The organism is Mycobacterium sp. NTMscope_MAC_12, from assembly GCF_976985675.1.
The window spans coordinates 637,463-653,101 of sequence record NZ_CDRJYY010000001.1 but is presented as its reverse complement, the minus strand read 5'-3'; the positions used below and the strand labels follow the sequence as shown (position 1 = coordinate 653,101).

Below are 15,639 nucleotides of genomic sequence, written 5' to 3'. Positions count from 1 at the left end.
GCGTCGTCAATGGATCGTCAAGAAAACGCCACGCGAGCGCCCGCGGGCGCACGTTGGATTCATGACATTGCTGGACATTCTGCCGTCCCTCGGCCACGCGGCTCCCCCGCGATTCGACCCCGCGATCTGGCCCCTCACCGCCCACCCCGACGAGGAGGGCAGGCTGTGCGTCGGCGGTGTGCCGCTGGCCGATATCGCCGACGAGTTCAACACCCCGGCCTACGTCATCGACGAAACCGATTTTCGGCATCGCGCCCGCCGTTACCGCCGCGTCCTGCGCGGGATCGAGGTCGTGTACGCCGGCAAGTCGCTGCTGAGCACCGCGGTGGCCCGCTGGGCCCGCGAAGAGGGCCTCGGCGTCGACGTCTGCTCGACCGGTGAACTGGCCACGGCCCTGGCCGGCGGCGTCGACCCGGCACGCATCGTCATGCACGGCAACGCCAAGTCGCCCGAGGAGCTGCGCGACGCCGTGGGCGCCGGGGTGGGGCGCATCGTGCTGGATTCCTGCATCGAAATCGCCTACCTCGCCGGGCTGGCGCGGCGGCGCCAGCCGGTGCTCATCCGGGTGACCCCCGACATCGACATCCACGGGCACCGCGCCGTCACCACCGGTGTCAGCGACCAGAAGTTCGGCTTCACCCTCGCCGGCGACCACGCCGCCGACGCGGTGAGGCGCGTGCTGGCGCACCCCATCCTCGACCTGGTCGGCCTGCACTGCCACATCGGCTCGCAGGTCAGCGATGCCGCCCTGTACGGCGAGGCGATTCGGCGGATGATCGCCGCGATGGCCGATATCCGGGCCCGGCACGGCGTCATCCTCACCGAGCTGAACATCGGTGGCGGACATGCGATCCCGTACGTCCCCGGCGATCGGGAGCTGGATCTCGACGAGCTGGCCGAGGTGATCGAGAACGCCCTCGACGAGGCCTGCGCCGCCGAGCGGTTCCCCCGCCCGCAGGTCGTGGTCGAACCGGGCCGGGCCATCAGCGGCCGCGCCGGCGTGACCCTGTATCGGGTGCGCTCGGTCAAGACGCAATTCGGTGGCCGCACCTTCGTCGCCGTCGACGGCGGCATGAGCGACAACCCGCGGGTGTCGCTGTACGGCGCGCGATACGCCGTCGCGCTGGCCAATCGGCATCCGCTGGGCCTCAAGCAGCGCGTCACCGTGGCCGGCCGGCACTGTGAATCGGGCGACGAGATCGCCCGCGACATCGAGCTGCCGGCGGACCTGCGGCCCGGCGACCTGCTGGCCGTGGCCTGCACCGGCGCCTACCACCACAGCATGGCGTCCAACTACAACATGGTCGGCCGGCCGTCACTGGTGGCCGTCAAGGATGGCCGGGCGCGCGAACTGGTTCGCCGCGAAACCGTGGCCGACCTGCTGGCCCGCGACTGCGGGTAGTGGCGATCGCGCGCCGGTCAGGGCGCTTGCCGGTCGCCGGGCGTAACGCCACGGCGACTTTTCGCGGGCAGATTCATACGGTCAATGCAATTTCCATGTTTAGGGAGGTTGCAGGTGCCAGGTGCTTATCCGCGTTCGATGCGGCGAGAGTTCTTTGATCGGGTGTGTGCCGGGGAATCATTGCGTGAAGCCGGCCGTCAGGTCGGTGTGTCGATCCAGACCGGATGGAGCTGGTGGCATGACGCTGGATCAATGCAATTACGAAGTGGTACGGGCTCTGATACCGGCCTGGCCGAACCGGGTGATCTGACCCGGCCTGGCGCGCGGGGACATCGGCTCGGTTTCGAAGAACGCCTGGTCATTATGCGGGGTCTGGACAAGGGCCTCACTCAGGTTGAGATCGCCGGTCAGCTCGACCGCAATGCCAGCGTCATCTCCCGTGAGCTCAAGCGCAATCGCAATCTCGACGGGGATTATCACGCTGGTCTGGCCCATGCCCGTGCCGCCCAGAAAGCCAAGCGTCCCAAAGCATTCAAGCTCGAAGACCGCGCGCTATGCGAGGCCATCGAGGACTGGATGGATCAGGGATGGAGTCCAAAACTGATCGCCGATGTCTTGGCGCGCGGTCACCCCGGTGACAGGCTGGCACGGGTGAGCCACGAAACCATCTACCAGTGCCTCTACGTCCAAACTCGTGGTCAACTGCGGGCCGATCTGAGCAAGCGCTTGTCGACGAAACGCACGGCCCGCAAATCCCGGGGCCACACCGAACGGCGGGGGAAATTCCACGATGTGTTCACCATCAGTGACCGGCCCGCCGAGGCCGCCGACCGCGCTGTGCCCGGCCATTGGGAGGGTGACCTGATCGTCGGCCCGAACAGCGCGATCGGCACCCTGGTCGAGCGGTCCACCCGCTTTACGATGCTGTTGCATTTGCCCAGCGATCACACCGCCGAGACGGTGGCCAGCGCGATGATCGAAGCCATGCGCCAGTTACCCGAACACCTTCGGCGATCGATTACCTGGGACCGGGGCAGTGAAATGGCCCGCTGGCGCGACATTCAGCTGCAGCTCAACACCCCGGTCTATTTCTGCAATCCGCACTCGCCCTGGCAACGCGGTACCAACGAAAACACCAACCGCCTCCTGCGGTTCTGGTTCGAGAAGGGCAGCGACCTCAGCGGTCACACTCCGGCTGACCTCAAACGCATCCAAGACACCCTCAACCGACGACCCCGCCCAACCCTTGACCTCGACACCCCCGCCCAACGCCTGGCCGCTCTCCTCGACCAAGCCGCCTAACAAAAATGCATTAGCCACTTGACTTTGAGGGCCGATATTCGCCGTGGCGTTACGCTCGCGAAACCGGCCTACTCGTCCTGCAGCCGGGGGTCGGCCTCCAGCCCGATCAGCCCATTCCACATGAGGTTGACCAGGTGCGCGGCCACCACTTCTTTCTTGGGCTCGCGGGTGTCGAGCCACCACTGCGCGGTCATCGACACGGAGCCCACCAACGCCTGGGCGTACAGCGGCGCCAGCCCGGGATCCAGGCCCCGACGGGAGAAGTCACCGGCCAGGATGGAGCTGACCTGGTTGACGGCGTCATTGAGCAGGCTCGAGTAGGTGCCCGAGCTGATCGCGGCCGGCGAGTCGCGGATCATGATCCGGAAGCCGTCGGTGCGCTCTTCGACGTAGGTGAGCAGGGCAAGAGCCACCCGCTCGACCCGCACCCGGGAGCGGTTGTTGGTCAGCGACGACGTGATGCCGTCGAGCAGCGCCGACATCTCGCGGTCGACGACCACGGCATAGAGGCCCTCTTTGCCCCCGAAATGCTCGTAGACGACCGGCTTGGACACATTGGCCCGCAGCGCGATCTCCTCGATCGAGGTGCCTTCATACCCGCGCTCGGCGAACAGCGAACGCGCGATGCCGATGAGTTGTTGCCGACGTTCGGTGCCGGTCATCCGCGCGCGCGGCGCCCGCACCTCTTTGTCGGGTTCCTTTTGCGTTTGGGAGTCCAGCACGGCCACGTCAATCAGCGTATCGGGCGGCGGGCGGTTCAGCGGCCGACCAGCGCCCCGCATCGTCATCCGACTAGGCCGAGATTGTCGGATTCCTCCTCGGGCCGCAAGCGCCCCGCATCGTCATCCGACTAAAGTCTTCTTGGCGATCCGTCGTGGTGTAATCGGCAGCACCTCTGATTTTGGTTCAGATAGTTCAGGTTCGAGTCCTGGCGACGGAGCTTCCTCCGAATCGAGCGCGGGTCTCCCGCGGCTCGATTTTTTGCCTTCACCGCAGATGAGATGACACGCTTGACGGCGTGTCGGCGCTTCCGCGCGCAGCTCGCGCGGGACAGACCCGAAAAGGAGGGTTGATGTCGTCTCCTGGTGATACCGCGGTCGTGGTGCTAGCGGCCGGGCCCGGCACCCGGATGCGGTCGGACACCCCGAAGGTGCTGCACACCCTCGGTGGGCGCAGCATGCTGTCCCACCTCCTGCACGCGATCGCCAAGGTGGCGCCGCAGCACCTGGCCGTGGTGTTGGGCCACGATCACGAGCGCATCGCGCCGCTGGTCGCCGACTGGGCCGACGCCCTCGGACGTCCCATCGACGTGGCCCTGCAGGACCGGCCGCGGGGCACCGGCGACGCCGTCCTGTGCGGCCTGTCCGCGCTGCCCGACGACTACGCCGGGGTGGTCGTCGTCACCTCCGGCGACACCCCGCTGCTCGACGCCGACACCCTGGCCGACCTCATCGCAGCCCATAGCGCGGCGCCGGCCGCGGCCACGGTCCTGACCACGACGTTGAGCGATCCCAGCGGCTACGGCCGCATCCTGCGCACCCAGGACAACGAGGTCACGGCGATCGTGGAGCACGCCGACGCCACCGAATCCCAGCGCGAGATCCGCGAGGTCAACGCCGGCGTCTACGCCTTCGACACCGCGGCGTTGCGCTCGGCGCTGAACCGGTTGAGCTCCAACAACGCCCAACAGGAGCTGTATCTGACCGACGTCATCGCGATCCTGCGCGGCGACGGCCTGGCGATTCACGCCCGCCACGTCGACGACAGCGCGCTGGTGGCCGGCGTCAATAACCGGGTCCAGCTCGCGCAGCTGGGCGCCGAACTCAACCGCCGCATCGTCGCCGCCCACCAGATGGCCGGCGTCACCATCGTCGACCCGGCCACCACCTGGATCGACGTCGACGTCACGATCGGCCGCGACACCGTCATCCACCCCGGGACTCAGCTGCTGGGCCGCACCCAGGTCGGCGGGCACTGCGTCGTCGGCCCGGACACCACCCTCACCGACGTCAGCGTCGGCGACGGCGCGTCGGTGGTGCGGACCCACGGCACCTCGTCGTCGATCGGCGCCGGGGCCACCGTCGGCCCGTTCACCTACCTGCGGCCCGGCACCGTGCTGGGCGACGACGGCAAGCTGGGCGCGTTCGTCGAGACCAAGAACTCCACCATCGGCACCGGCTCCAAAGTGCCGCACCTGACCTACGTCGGGGACGCCGATATCGGCGAGCACAGCAACATCGGCGCGTCCAGCGTGTTCGTCAACTACGACGGCGAATCCAAGCGGCGGACCACCATCGGCTCCCACGTCCGCACGGGGTCGGACACCATGTTCGTGGCCCCGGTGACCGTCGGCGATGGCGCCTACACCGGCGCGGGCACGGTGGTGCGCAACGACGTCCCGCCGGGAACGCTGGCGGTTTCCGCAGGTCCGCAACGCAACATCGAGGGCTGGGTGCGCCGCAAGCGCCCCGGCAGTGCGGCCGCGCAGGCGGCGGAGGCCGCCGAGAAGGCGCCCGCCGCGGAAGCCGAACAGACACCGTGACGTCAGTAGCTGGCAACCCGGCCACATTTCCGTACGATTCGCTTCGTACGATGGGCACTTCCATTTGGATCCGAACGGCAAGGGCAGCACGGTGAGCCACGACTGGACCGATAACCGCAAAAATTTGATGCTCTTCTCCGGTCGGGCGCACCCGGAGCTGGCCGAGCAGGTGGCCAAGGAGCTCGACGTCCACGTCACCGCGCAGACCGCGCGCGAGTTCGCCAACGGCGAGATCTTCGTGCGGTTCCACGAATCCGTGCGAGGGTGTGACGCCTTCGTCCTGCAGTCCGCCCCGGCGCCGGTGAACAACTGGCTGATGGAACAGCTCATCATGATCGACGCGCTCAAGCGGGGCAGCGCCAAGCGGATCACCGCCGTCATGCCGTTCTACCCCTACGCCCGGCAGGACAAGAAGCACCGCGGCCGCGAACCGATCTCGGCGCGCCTGGTCGCCGACCTGCTCAAGACCGCCGGCGCCGACCGGATCGTCACCGTCGACCTGCACACCGATCAGATCCAGGGCTTCTTCGACGGGCCCGTCGATCACATGCGCGGGCAGAACCTGCTCACCGGGTACATCCGGGACAACTACCCCGACGGCAACATGGTCGTCGTCTCCCCCGACTCCGGCCGGGTGCGCATCGCCGAGAAGTGGGCCGACGCCCTGGGCGGTGTCCCGCTGGCCTTCATCCACAAGACCCGCGACCCGCGGGTGCCCAACCAGGTGGTGTCCAACCGCGTCGTCGGTGAGGTGGCGGGGCGGACCTGCGTCTTGATCGACGACATGATCGACACCGGTGGCACCATCGCCGGCGCGGTGAAGCTGCTGCACGACGACGGCGCGGCCGACGTCGTGATCGCCGCCACCCATGGCGTGCTCTCCGATCCGGCCGCCGAGCGGCTGGCCGCCTGCGGCGCCCGGGAAGTGATCGTGACGAACACTTTGCCGATCGGCGAGGAGAAGCGCTTCCCGCAGCTGACCGTCCTGTCCATCGCGCCGCTGCTGGCCAGCACCATCCGCGCCGTATTCGAAAACGGCTCAGTCACAGGGCTATTCGACGGGGACGCCTAAATGGCCGACACCGTCATCTACCACAACCCTCGCTGCAGCACATCCCGCAAGACACTGGACTTGTTGCGCGACAGCGGCTTTGAGCCTGAAGTCGTCGAATACCTGAAGACCCCACCATCGCGTGCCGAACTGGTGAAGATGATCCGCGACGCCGGCATCGACGTGCGTACCGCGGTGCGCAAGCGTGAATCCCTGTATGAGGAACTCAATCTCGCCGACGCGACCGACGATCAGTTGCTCGACGCCATGGCCGAACACCCCATCCTCATCGAACGACCCTTCGTCGTCACGCCGAAGGGCACTCGGCTGGCCCGTCCGATCGACGCGGTCCGCGAGATTCTGTGAATCGCTTCGGCAGCTGCGCGGCCACCGCCGCGATAGTTGCACTAGCGGTGTCGGCTGTCGGCTGCGCCCCGAAAGCTCCTGACTACCAATCGATCTTGTCGAAGACGCCGACGACCTCGACGACCACACCCACGGCAAAGCCGGTCCCCCTGTCGCAGTATCTGCAGAGCATCGGGGTTACCGGCCAACCCGTGGCACCGGGATCCGTGCCAGGCCTGACGATCTCGATCCCGACGCCGCAGGGCTGGGCGCCCTTCACCAGTCCCAACATCACGCCGCAAACGCTGATCATCTCCAAGGGCGGCAAATTTCCGACGGCGCGGCTGGTGGTCTTCCAGCTGAACGGGGATTTCGACCCGGCCGAAGTCATCAAGCACGGCAACGACGATGCGCAATTGTTCGAGAATTTCAAGCAGCTGGACGCCTCGGGCGCGCCGTACAACGGCTTCCCGTCGTCGATGATCCAGGGCAGCTACGACCTCGACGGCATGCGGCTACACAGCTGGAACCGCATCGTGATCCCCACCGGGCCGCCGCCGGACCACAAGCGCTACCTGGTGCAGTTGACCATCACCAGCATGGCCAACCAGGCCGCCGCCGAGTCGACGGACATCGACGCGATCATCCGTGGATTCGTCGTCGCGGCCAAGTAAGTAGCGCGAGCTGCCGCTGGAGTTCGATGTCGGTACTGTTCAGCCATGACGAACTGGACCGCCGCAGATCTGCCGTCGTTCGCCGAACGCACCGTGATCATCACGGGCGCCAATAGCGGGCTGGGCGCCGTGACCGCCCGCGAGCTGGCGCGGCGCGGGGCCACGATCATCATGGCCGTGCGCGACATCCGCAAGGGCGAGACGGCCGCGCGGACGATGGCCGGCCAGGTCGAGGTGCGTGAGCTCGACCTGCAGGACCTGTCGTCGGTGCGCCGGTTCGCCGACGGGGTGAGCACGGCCGACGTGCTGATCAACAACGCCGGCATCATGGCGGCCCCGTTCTCCCTGACCGTCGATGGCTTCGAGAGCCAGATCGGCACCAACCACCTGGGGCATTTCGCGCTCACTAATCTGTTGTTGCCCAAGCTCACCGACCGGGTGGTGACGGTCTCGTCAATGGCGCACTGGCCGGGACGCATCAACCTCGACGACCTGAACTGGCAGACGCGGCGGTACTCGCCGTGGCTGGCCTACAGCCAGTCCAAGCTCGCCAACCTGCTGTTCACCAGCGAGCTGCAGCGACGCCTGGCCGCGGCCGGTTCCCCGCTGCGCGCGATCGCCGCCCACCCCGGCTACTCGCACACCAACCTGCAGGGCGCCTCGGGCCGCAAGCTGGGTGACGCGCTGATGTCGGCCGCCACCCGGGTGTTCGCGACCGACGCCGATTTCGGCGCCCGGCAAACCCTGTACGCGGCGTCCCAGGACCTGCCGGGCGACACCTTCGTCGGTCCCAGGTTTGGCCAGATGGGCCGCACGCAACCGGTCGGCCGCAGCCCGCGGGCCAAAGACGCGGCCACCGCGGCGGCGCTGTGGGCGCTGTCCGCAAAGCTCACGAAGACGCAATTCCCCCTCTGAGTCACCTGGGCCACGGCCGAGACCACCCCCGACGCCGAATTTCCCCTCTGAGGTGCACATGCGCTACCCTGACCGGGCGTCACGGCGAGGGTGGCTGGCTGGCCAGCACCGTTATCGACGGAGACCGACGAATCGTCGCGACCCTGGCCGTGCCCCGAACCACCGAGCACACACAGGAGCGACACGATGGCTGCCAAAACACTCAACCAGCTCAAGGTCACGGTGCGAGCCGAGACCGGCAAGGGTGCGTCCCGGCGAGCCCGCCGTGACGGCAAGATCCCGGCCGTCCTCTACGGCCACGGCGCCGATCCTCAGCACCTCGAACTGCCGGGCCATGACTTCGCGGCCGTGCTGCGGCACGCGGGCACCAACGCGGTGCTGACCCTCGACATCGAGGGCAAGGAGCAGCTGGCGCTGACCAAGTCGCTCGACATCCACCCCATCCGCCGCACCATTCAGCACGCCGACCTGCTGGTCGTGCGGCGCGGTGAAAAGGTCGTCGTCGAGGTCCGCGTCGTCATCGAGGGTGACGCCGCGCCCGGCACGCTGGTGACCCAGGAAACCAGCACCATCGAGGTCGAGGCCGACGCCATGTCGATCCCCGAACAGCTGACGGTGTCGGTCGAGGGCACCGAGCCCGGCACCCAGTTCACCGCCGGACAGATCACCCTGCCCAAGGGCGTCAACCTGATCTCCGACCCGGAAATGCTTGTGGTCAACGTGGTTAACGCGCCGACGGCCGAGGAGCTCGCCGAAGAGGGCGCGGGCGAGGTCACCGAGGAGGCCGCGCCGGCCGAGGGCGAAGCCGAAGAGGCCGGCGAAGAAGAGGCCGCCGAAACCGAGTCCGAGTAGGCGGATCGCAACATGGCCGAGCCGTTGCTGGTCGTCGGCCTGGGCAATCCCGGAGACAACTACGCCCGCACCCGACACAATGTCGGGTTCATGGTCGCCGACCTGCTCGCGGCCCGAATGGGTTCGAAGTTCAAGGCGCACAAGCGTTCCGGCGCCGAGATCGTCAGCGGCCGCCTCGTCGGGCACTCGGTCGTCGTCGCCAAGCCGCGCTGCTACATGAACGAATCCGGCCGCCAGGTCGGCCCGTTGGCGAAGTTCTACTCGGTGACGCCGGGCGACATCATCGCCATCCACGACGATCTCGACTTGGACTTCGGCCGCATCCGGCTCAAGATCGGCGGCGGCGAAGGCGGCCACAACGGGCTGCGTTCGTTGGCTAATGCTTTGGGCAGCAAGGACTTTCAGCGGGTCCGCATCGGCATCGGCCGTCCGCCGGGACGCAAAGACCCGGCGGCGTTCGTGCTGGAAAACTTCAATGCCGCCGAGCGCGCCGACGTCCCCACCATCTGCGAACAGGCCGCGGACGCCACCGAGTTGCTGATCGAGCTGGGGTTAGAGCCCGCGCAGAACCGCGTCCACGCCTGGTAAAGGCGACGGACCCTAGGTGACCAGGGTGACCGAGTTGGATCGCCGCAACTTGCCCGACGGCGTCTTCGGGATGGTCCCCGGTCCGAGCACCACCACGTTGCGCGGCCGCACGTCGACCTCGGCCACCACCTCGCGGGCGACCTGGTGCTCGATGCGACGCACCTCGGTCTGGTCCTGGAAGGCGTTGGACTCCACGGCCACGGCGAACGTCTCGCGGGAGTGGCCGGCGTCCAGCCGCACCGCCACGGCGCAGCCGGGCCGCACCCCCTCCACGCGGCAGGCGGCGCGCTCGATGTCGGTCGGATAGATGTTGCGGCCGGCCATGATGATGACGTCCTTGACGCGGCCGCACACGACGACGTGGCCCTCCTCGGTCAGGTAGCCGAGGTCACCGGTGTCGTACCAGCCGTTCTCGTCCTGGGCCGAGATGAAACCGCCCATGGTCAGGTAGCCGGGCGTCAGCGACTCGCCGCGCAGCTCGATCACGCCGACACCGCGGGGCGGCATCACCTCGCCGTTCTCGTCGATGATGCGCGCCTCGAGGTCCTGCAGCAGCGGACCGAGCGTGGCCAGCCTGCGGGTGTTGCCCTTGGTGGCGGGTACGGCGCGGCGCAGGGCGGCCAGCAGGTCGGCGTCGACCTCGTCGACGACCAGGCCGGCGTTGCACTCCGAAAACGAAACGGCCAGTGTGGTTTCGGCCATGCCGTAGGCGGGCAGGATCGCCGAGGTCTTCAGGCCGAACGGCTTGCCGGCGTCCAGCAGGTCCTCGACGTCGGCGGGTTCGACGGGCTCGGCGCCGGACAGCGCGAAGCGCAGCGTCGACAGGTCGAAGTCGCCGGGCTTGGCCTGCCGGCGCAGCCGCTTGGCCAGCAGAGCGTAGGCGAAGTTGGGCGCCGCGGTCATGGTGCCCTTGTACTTGTCGATGAGCTTGGCCCACAGCAGTGTGTCGCGCAGGAAGTCCATCGGGGTGACCTTGACCAGCTCGGCGCCGAAGTACATCGGAATGGTGAGGAAGCCGACCATGCCCATGTCGTGGAAGCAGGGCAGCCAGCTCACCATGACGTCCGTGTCGACGTCGTACTGGGCGCCGATGAACATCGCCTCGGCGTTGGAGTAGATGTTGCGGTGGGTGATCTGCACCGCCTTGGGGGACCCGGTCGAACCGGACGTCAGCTGCATCAGCGCCAGCGCGTCCTCGCCGACCTCGACGGGGTCGATCGGCTCCGCCGCGAGCAGATCGGCGACGGTGACGACCTTGATGCCCTTCTCCTCGAGCACCGGGATGGCCACCAGGAACGGCTCCGAGACGACGACGGCCTTCGCCTCGATCATGCCGATGACGTTCATGGTGTCTTCGGCCCACACGGCCAGGTCGGTGCGGGGCGTGGGCTGGTGCAGCATGGTCAGGCTGGCCCCGCGCATCCACAGGCCCTGCGCCGTCGGCGCGATCTCCACCGGGAAACCGGCGAGCACGCCGACCGCGTCGCCGGGCCCGATGCCCGCGGCGGCCAGGCCGCCCGCGATGCGGCGCGCGCGCTCGTGGACCTCGCCCCAGGTGTGGCGTACCGGGTCGTGCGGTTCACCGGTGACCATGCCCGTCGTCACGGACCGGGCATTGCGGTACATCTTCTCGGTAAACCTGCTCACAACAGCCTCCTCGGTTCCAGCCCTCGTCCCAACGCCCGGGATCTCATATTCCGCCCGCCGGGTAGCTCTACGCCGCAGGCACGCAAACACGGTTGGGCGGCGGTTAGGTCTCGGATCGGTGATGCGCCCGCGCCCGCCGCGAAACGGCGGCGTGCGTTCGCCCGACAAGCGCAAAACGGGCCCGACAAACTCTGTCGGGCCGGATGCATTAATCGTCCGCCGGAACGCCCGGCGGACGATGGAATTAAGTGATCTTGCTCAGCGCTTCCCGTCACCGCGCATTATCTTAAGCTCCTCTTAGGGACGCGCCAAACTAATGCGCAAAATGGGAAAATATTCACACCTCGGTCGGCGCGGGCACCACCCGCGCACCGGCCACCGGCCCGCTGGCCACTCGAACCGTGCGGCACACCCCCGCCCCGGACACCTCGGTGCCCACGTCGACCGCCGACGCTGCCGACGCGCACAAAAACGCACACGTCGGGCCCGAGCCGGACACGATGCCCGCCAGGGCACCGGCGTCCACGCCGGCGCGCAGCGTGCGCCGCAGACCGGGGTTCAGGCTCACCGCGGCCGCCTGCATCTCGTTGCCCAGCAGCGGGGCCAGCTGTTCGGCATCACCGGCGGCCAACGCGGCCAGCACCGGCCCGGGCGCGGGCAGCCGCGGCGGATCCCCCGCCTCCCGGAGCCGGTCCAGTTCGGTGAAGACCGCCGGCGTGAGCAGCTCGCTGTCCGCGAACGCCAACACCCAGTGGAAGGTGTTGCGCGACAACACCGTCGCCAACTCCTCACCGCGCCCGGTGCCCAACGCGGTGCCGCCATGCAGCGCGAACGGCACGTCGCTGCCCAGCCGCGCGGCGAGCATGCGCAGGTCGCGGCGGGGCACGTTGAGTTCCCACAACGAGTTCATGGCGACCAGCACCGCCGCCGCGTCGGCGCTGCCGCCGCCCATGCCGCCGGCCACGGGTATCGACTTGTCGATCATGATCGACACATCCGGAGCCCGGCCGACGTGTTCGGCCATCAGTTCGGCGGCCTGCCAGGCGAGGTTGCGTTCGTCGGTGGGCAGCTTGTCGGCGCCCTCGCCGACGATGTCGAGCGACAGCACATCGGCATTGCGCACGGTCACCTCGTCGAGCAACGAGACGGCCTGGAATATCGTCGTCAGCTCGTGATAGCCGTCCTCGCGGCGGTCACCGACCGCCAGGTAGAGGTTGACTTTTCCGGGCACCCGAACGGTGACCGACCCGGTGGGCACCCAAGCCGCAGCGGTATTGCCGTCAGACGCGGACACCGCAGCAGACTATCGCTGCTGCCGGCCAACCACACGTAGCGGCGCCTCGGCGGAGCGCTGCAACAGCCGCACGAAGTCGTCGATGGACAGCGTCTCACCGCGACGGGCGGGATCGATGCTGGCGGCCAGCAACCGGTCCGCCGACTCGTTACCCGAGCCGGCCCAGTCCAGGAACGCGTTGCGACAGGTCTTGCGGCGCTGACCGAAGGCGATGTCCACCAGCTCGAACACCCGCCGCCGGAACGCCTCGTCGGTGGGCCACGGCGAGGTCGCGTACCGGTCGATGCGGACCAGGCCGGAGTAGACGCGGGGAATCGGCCAGAAGACGGTCGGCGAGACCGTGCCGCAACGGCGAACCGTGCCGAAGAAGCGAACCTTGACGCTGGGCACGCCGTACTCCTTGCCGCCGGGTTCGGCGGCAAGGCGTTCGGCGACCTCGGCCTGCACCATGACCGTCACGACCCGAATGGACGGGAACTCGGCGAGCAGGTGCAACAGCGCCGGGACCGCGACGTTGTAGGGCAGGTTCGCGACCAGGGCCGTCGGCGCGACGGCCAGTTCGTCACGGCGGAGGGTCAAGACGTCGCGGTTGAGCACGCTCAGGCGCTGAATCTCGCTGTGCGAGTGCTCGGCGACGGTGCGCGGCAACCGTTCGGCCAGCACCGGATCGATTTCGACCGCGGTGACGGGGGCGCCCCGGTCCAGCAATGCGAGCGTCAGCGATCCGAGGCCGGGACCGACTTCCAACACGTGGTCAGACCGGCTGATCCCGGAAGTCGACACCACCCGTCGCACCGTGTTGGCGTCGTGGACGAAATTCTGGCCGAGCGATTTTCGTGGCCGAAATTCAAGTTCTTTGGCCAGCCGCCTGATCTCGGTGCGCCCGAGTAGCCGGATGGTCAGCGCGCACCAGCTCTTCCGCTGCACACTGGCCACGCACCCCAACCCTGGCGCTCTCGGGTCACCTCGGCGACGGTGATCTGCTCCTCGCGGGTGGCGAGGTCGGCGCGGGAGGCGAACCGCAACCCGCCGTTGCGCTCCCACGTGCCCTGGTCGAACTGCACACCGCCGTAATACCCGTTTCCGGTGTTGATCGCCCAGTTTCCGCCGGCCTCACAGCCCGCGATCGCATCCCAGATGGAGCCGTCACTGATCGGAGGCACCTCGGTGCCCGGCTTGGTGCCGATCCGGACCACCGATTCGCGGGCGGGCGTGATCACCGTGTTGGCGATCGGCAGCCGACCGGTCTCGACCCCGTTGACGGTGGCCACCGAGAAGGTCACGTCCTGCGTGCCGGGGCTGCCCGGGTCCTCGACCACCTGGCGGCTCATGTTCATCTCCGGATCTTCGATCCGACGCGCGTTGGGCGGCAACGGGATTCGCTCGGTGACCTGCTGGATCCGGTTGCGGGTCACCTGGACTTCCATTCCGTCGACGATCGGCATCGTCGCGGCGGGCACCACCTGGTCGCTCTCGAGCAGCGGCGCGCCGGCGGCGCTCAGCAAGCCGGCGACGTTGGGGGCGGCCAGATGCACGGTGCGGACGGCGCCGCCGTCGTTGATGCGGACGGTCTTGGCGCTGACGACGGGCAGCGCCATCCCGGCCAGAGGGACGCGGCTGCCGCGGTTGGCCGCGGCGGGCGCGGTATCGGTCATCGCCAGCTGGGCCAGCGCCTCGTCGACGGTGGACGCCGTGGTCCACACCTGCTTGGTGTCATGGCCGTCCAGCGAGATCTGCAACGGGCGGCTGCGCCGGAGCACGATCTTGCCGGCGTCGTGCACCGCGACATCGGCGGCGGGGTACAGGTCGTCACGGTCGTCGATGACGAAGCCGTTCTCCTCGACGACGTCGATGACCCGGGACTTCATGGTCGTCACCTGCATGGCGACGCCGTCGACAGTCAACGTCACCGTCTTGCACACCGAGATCGCATATCCGCCCGCGAATGCCAGGACTACCAGCAGCCCTCCGACCACGAGACGCAACATCGGCGAAGGATTCTGATGAAGTTTTGTCAATACACTCAACGCGCGCTACCCAACCCTCAGCAACCACTCATTTAGCAGCAGGTCATAAATTAAGGGCCCGTAGGCCCAACCGTTCGATCACAAGACGGTAACGAACTGGCCAATGTTGGGCAACTCCGACGCGGCGATGTGAAATGAATCGCCCGGTCAGTCGCCTCAGTGAGCGGCCAATCCGTACACCCGTCGAGCATTGCTCGTCGTGACCTTAGCCAGCTCTTCCGGGCGGCGATCCACCAGTTCGGCGATCGCCCGAACAGTATAAGGAAGGCAATAGGGCTCATTCGCCGTCCCCCGGTGCGGATGCGGCGTCAAAAACGGGGCATCGGTCTCCACCAGCAGCTGCTCGGGCGGTATCAACGGAACGGCTTCGCGCAGGGCGCGCGCGTTGCGGAAGCTGACGGTGCCGGACAGGCTCAGCAGCCATCCGGCGTCCACGCAGCGCCGCGCCATGGCGGCGTCGGAGGAAAAGCAGTGGAAGATCACGACCTCCGGGGCGCCCTCGGCGGCCAGCACGTCGAGCACCTCGGCGTCGGCCTCCCGGTTGTGGATCATCAGCGGTTTGCCGCACCGCTTCGCCAGATCGATATGCCAGGCGAAGGCCTCCCGCTGGACGGCGGGCTCGGCGCAGCCGTCCAGGCGCCCGGGCCAATACATGTCCATGCCGGTCTCGCCGACCGCCACCACGCGGGGGTGCGCCACCAGCCGCTCGATCTCGGCGCGGGCGGCCTCGGTGAGCGCGTCGGCGCGGGTGGGGTGCAACGCCGTCGCGGCGTAGACCCGCGGGTCCCATTCGGCGGCGCGGCTGACCCAGCGCGCCGATTCCAGGTCGTCGGCGATGGTGACGACGGCGCCCACCCCGACCGCCGCGGCGCGGTCGACAATGGCCCGCACTCCCCCGGCGTCGGTGGCGCCGCACGCGTCGAGGTGGGTGTGCGCATCGACGAGGGGGCTCAGGGGCTCGGGAGCCGGGGGCGGCTGGCGTTTGGAACTCACGCGCACA

At 68.1% G+C, this 15,639-nt stretch carries 15 protein-coding genes and 1 tRNA gene; 10 read left to right on the top strand and 6 right to left on the bottom strand.

What is annotated here, in order from left to right; all coding sequences use genetic code 11:
• Positions 1 to 61: 61 nt before the first annotated feature.
• Positions 62 to 1,402, top strand: coding sequence for a diaminopimelate decarboxylase (lysA, locus tag AC0KS4_RS03200; protein ID WP_238958222.1), 1,341 nt, complete (start codon positions 62 to 64; stop codon positions 1,400 to 1,402).
• 114 nt (positions 1,403 to 1,516) lie between these two features.
• The gene (locus AC0KS4_RS03195) at positions 1,517 to 2,704 is read left to right on the top strand and encodes an IS30 family transposase (RefSeq protein ID WP_425326320.1); all 1,188 of its coding nucleotides are present in this window, start codon (positions 1,517 to 1,519) and stop codon (positions 2,702 to 2,704) included.
• A gap of 68 nt (positions 2,705 to 2,772) precedes the next feature.
• On the opposite strand, the gene AC0KS4_RS03190 is transcribed toward AC0KS4_RS03195, so the two are convergent.
• Positions 2,773 to 3,366 (bottom strand): TetR/AcrR family transcriptional regulator, encoded by a 594-nt coding sequence (locus tag AC0KS4_RS03190; protein WP_008254212.1) that lies wholly within the window; start codon positions 3,364 to 3,366, stop codon positions 2,773 to 2,775.
• A 206-nt stretch (positions 3,367 to 3,572) separates the two neighbouring features.
• On the opposite strand from AC0KS4_RS03190, the gene AC0KS4_RS03185 reads away from it, so the two are divergent.
• The 8 genes from AC0KS4_RS03185 to pth all read left to right on the top strand — a co-directional run bounded on the left by AC0KS4_RS03185 (position 3,573) and on the right by pth (position 9,671).
• Positions 3,573 to 3,644: transfer RNA gene (locus AC0KS4_RS03185), tRNA-Gln, on the top strand.
• A 132-nt stretch (positions 3,645 to 3,776) separates the two neighbouring features.
• The gene (gene glmU / locus AC0KS4_RS03180) at positions 3,777 to 5,246 is read left to right on the top strand and encodes a bifunctional UDP-N-acetylglucosamine diphosphorylase/glucosamine-1-phosphate N-acetyltransferase GlmU (protein WP_238958223.1); all 1,470 of its coding nucleotides are present in this window, start codon (positions 3,777 to 3,779) and stop codon (positions 5,244 to 5,246) included.
• Positions 5,247 to 5,337: 91 nt separating this feature from the next.
• Positions 5,338 to 6,318 carry a ribose-phosphate diphosphokinase gene (locus AC0KS4_RS03175; protein WP_225328063.1) on the top strand — a complete coding sequence of 327 codons (981 nt, stop codon included), beginning with the start codon at positions 5,338 to 5,340 and terminating at the stop codon, positions 6,316 to 6,318.
• The gene (gene arsC / locus AC0KS4_RS03170; protein WP_238958224.1) at positions 6,319 to 6,663 is read left to right on the top strand and encodes an arsenate reductase (glutaredoxin); all 345 of its coding nucleotides are present in this window, start codon (positions 6,319 to 6,321) and stop codon (positions 6,661 to 6,663) included.
• Positions 6,660 to 7,316 (top strand): LpqN/LpqT family lipoprotein, encoded by a 657-nt coding sequence (locus tag AC0KS4_RS03165; RefSeq protein ID WP_238958225.1) that lies wholly within the window; start codon positions 6,660 to 6,662, stop codon positions 7,314 to 7,316. The genes arsC and AC0KS4_RS03165 overlap by 4 nt, the downstream gene beginning before the upstream one ends.
• Positions 7,317 to 7,361: 45 nt before the next feature.
• Positions 7,362 to 8,231, top strand: coding sequence for an oxidoreductase (locus AC0KS4_RS03160; RefSeq protein WP_238958226.1), 870 nt, complete (start codon positions 7,362 to 7,364; stop codon positions 8,229 to 8,231).
• 186 nt (positions 8,232 to 8,417) lie between these two features.
• Positions 8,418 to 9,083 carry a 50S ribosomal protein L25/general stress protein Ctc gene (locus AC0KS4_RS03155; protein ID WP_225328059.1) on the top strand — a complete coding sequence of 222 codons (666 nt, stop codon included), beginning with the start codon at positions 8,418 to 8,420 and terminating at the stop codon, positions 9,081 to 9,083.
• A gap of 12 nt (positions 9,084 to 9,095) precedes the next feature.
• The gene (pth, locus tag AC0KS4_RS03150; RefSeq protein ID WP_238958227.1) at positions 9,096 to 9,671 is read left to right on the top strand and encodes an aminoacyl-tRNA hydrolase; all 576 of its coding nucleotides are present in this window, start codon (positions 9,096 to 9,098) and stop codon (positions 9,669 to 9,671) included.
• 12 nt (positions 9,672 to 9,683) lie between these two features.
• Here pth and AC0KS4_RS03145 read toward each other — a convergent pair whose 3' ends face one another.
• The 5 genes from AC0KS4_RS03145 to AC0KS4_RS03125 form a co-directional block, all read right to left on the bottom strand.
• Positions 9,684 to 11,318, bottom strand: coding sequence for a fatty acyl-AMP ligase (locus AC0KS4_RS03145; protein ID WP_238958228.1), 1,635 nt, complete (start codon positions 11,316 to 11,318; stop codon positions 9,684 to 9,686).
• 337 nt (positions 11,319 to 11,655) lie between these two features.
• Complete coding sequence (locus AC0KS4_RS03140) at positions 11,656 to 12,612, bottom strand: 4-(cytidine 5'-diphospho)-2-C-methyl-D-erythritol kinase (protein WP_225328056.1); 957 nt, start codon at positions 12,610 to 12,612, stop codon at positions 11,656 to 11,658.
• A 9-nt stretch (positions 12,613 to 12,621) separates the two neighbouring features.
• Positions 12,622 to 13,548, bottom strand: a complete 927-nt coding sequence (gene rsmA, locus AC0KS4_RS03135) for a 16S rRNA (adenine(1518)-N(6)/adenine(1519)-N(6))-dimethyltransferase RsmA (RefSeq protein WP_238958229.1) — start codon at positions 13,546 to 13,548, stop codon at positions 12,622 to 12,624.
• Complete coding sequence (locus tag AC0KS4_RS03130; protein ID WP_225328054.1) at positions 13,512 to 14,639, bottom strand: resuscitation-promoting factor; 1,128 nt, start codon at positions 14,637 to 14,639, stop codon at positions 13,512 to 13,514. The genes rsmA and AC0KS4_RS03130 overlap by 37 nt, the downstream gene beginning before the upstream one ends.
• A gap of 156 nt (positions 14,640 to 14,795) precedes the next feature.
• Complete coding sequence (locus tag AC0KS4_RS03125) at positions 14,796 to 15,638, bottom strand: TatD family hydrolase (protein ID WP_238958230.1); 843 nt, start codon at positions 15,636 to 15,638, stop codon at positions 14,796 to 14,798.
• Position 15,639: the final 1 nt, after the last annotated feature.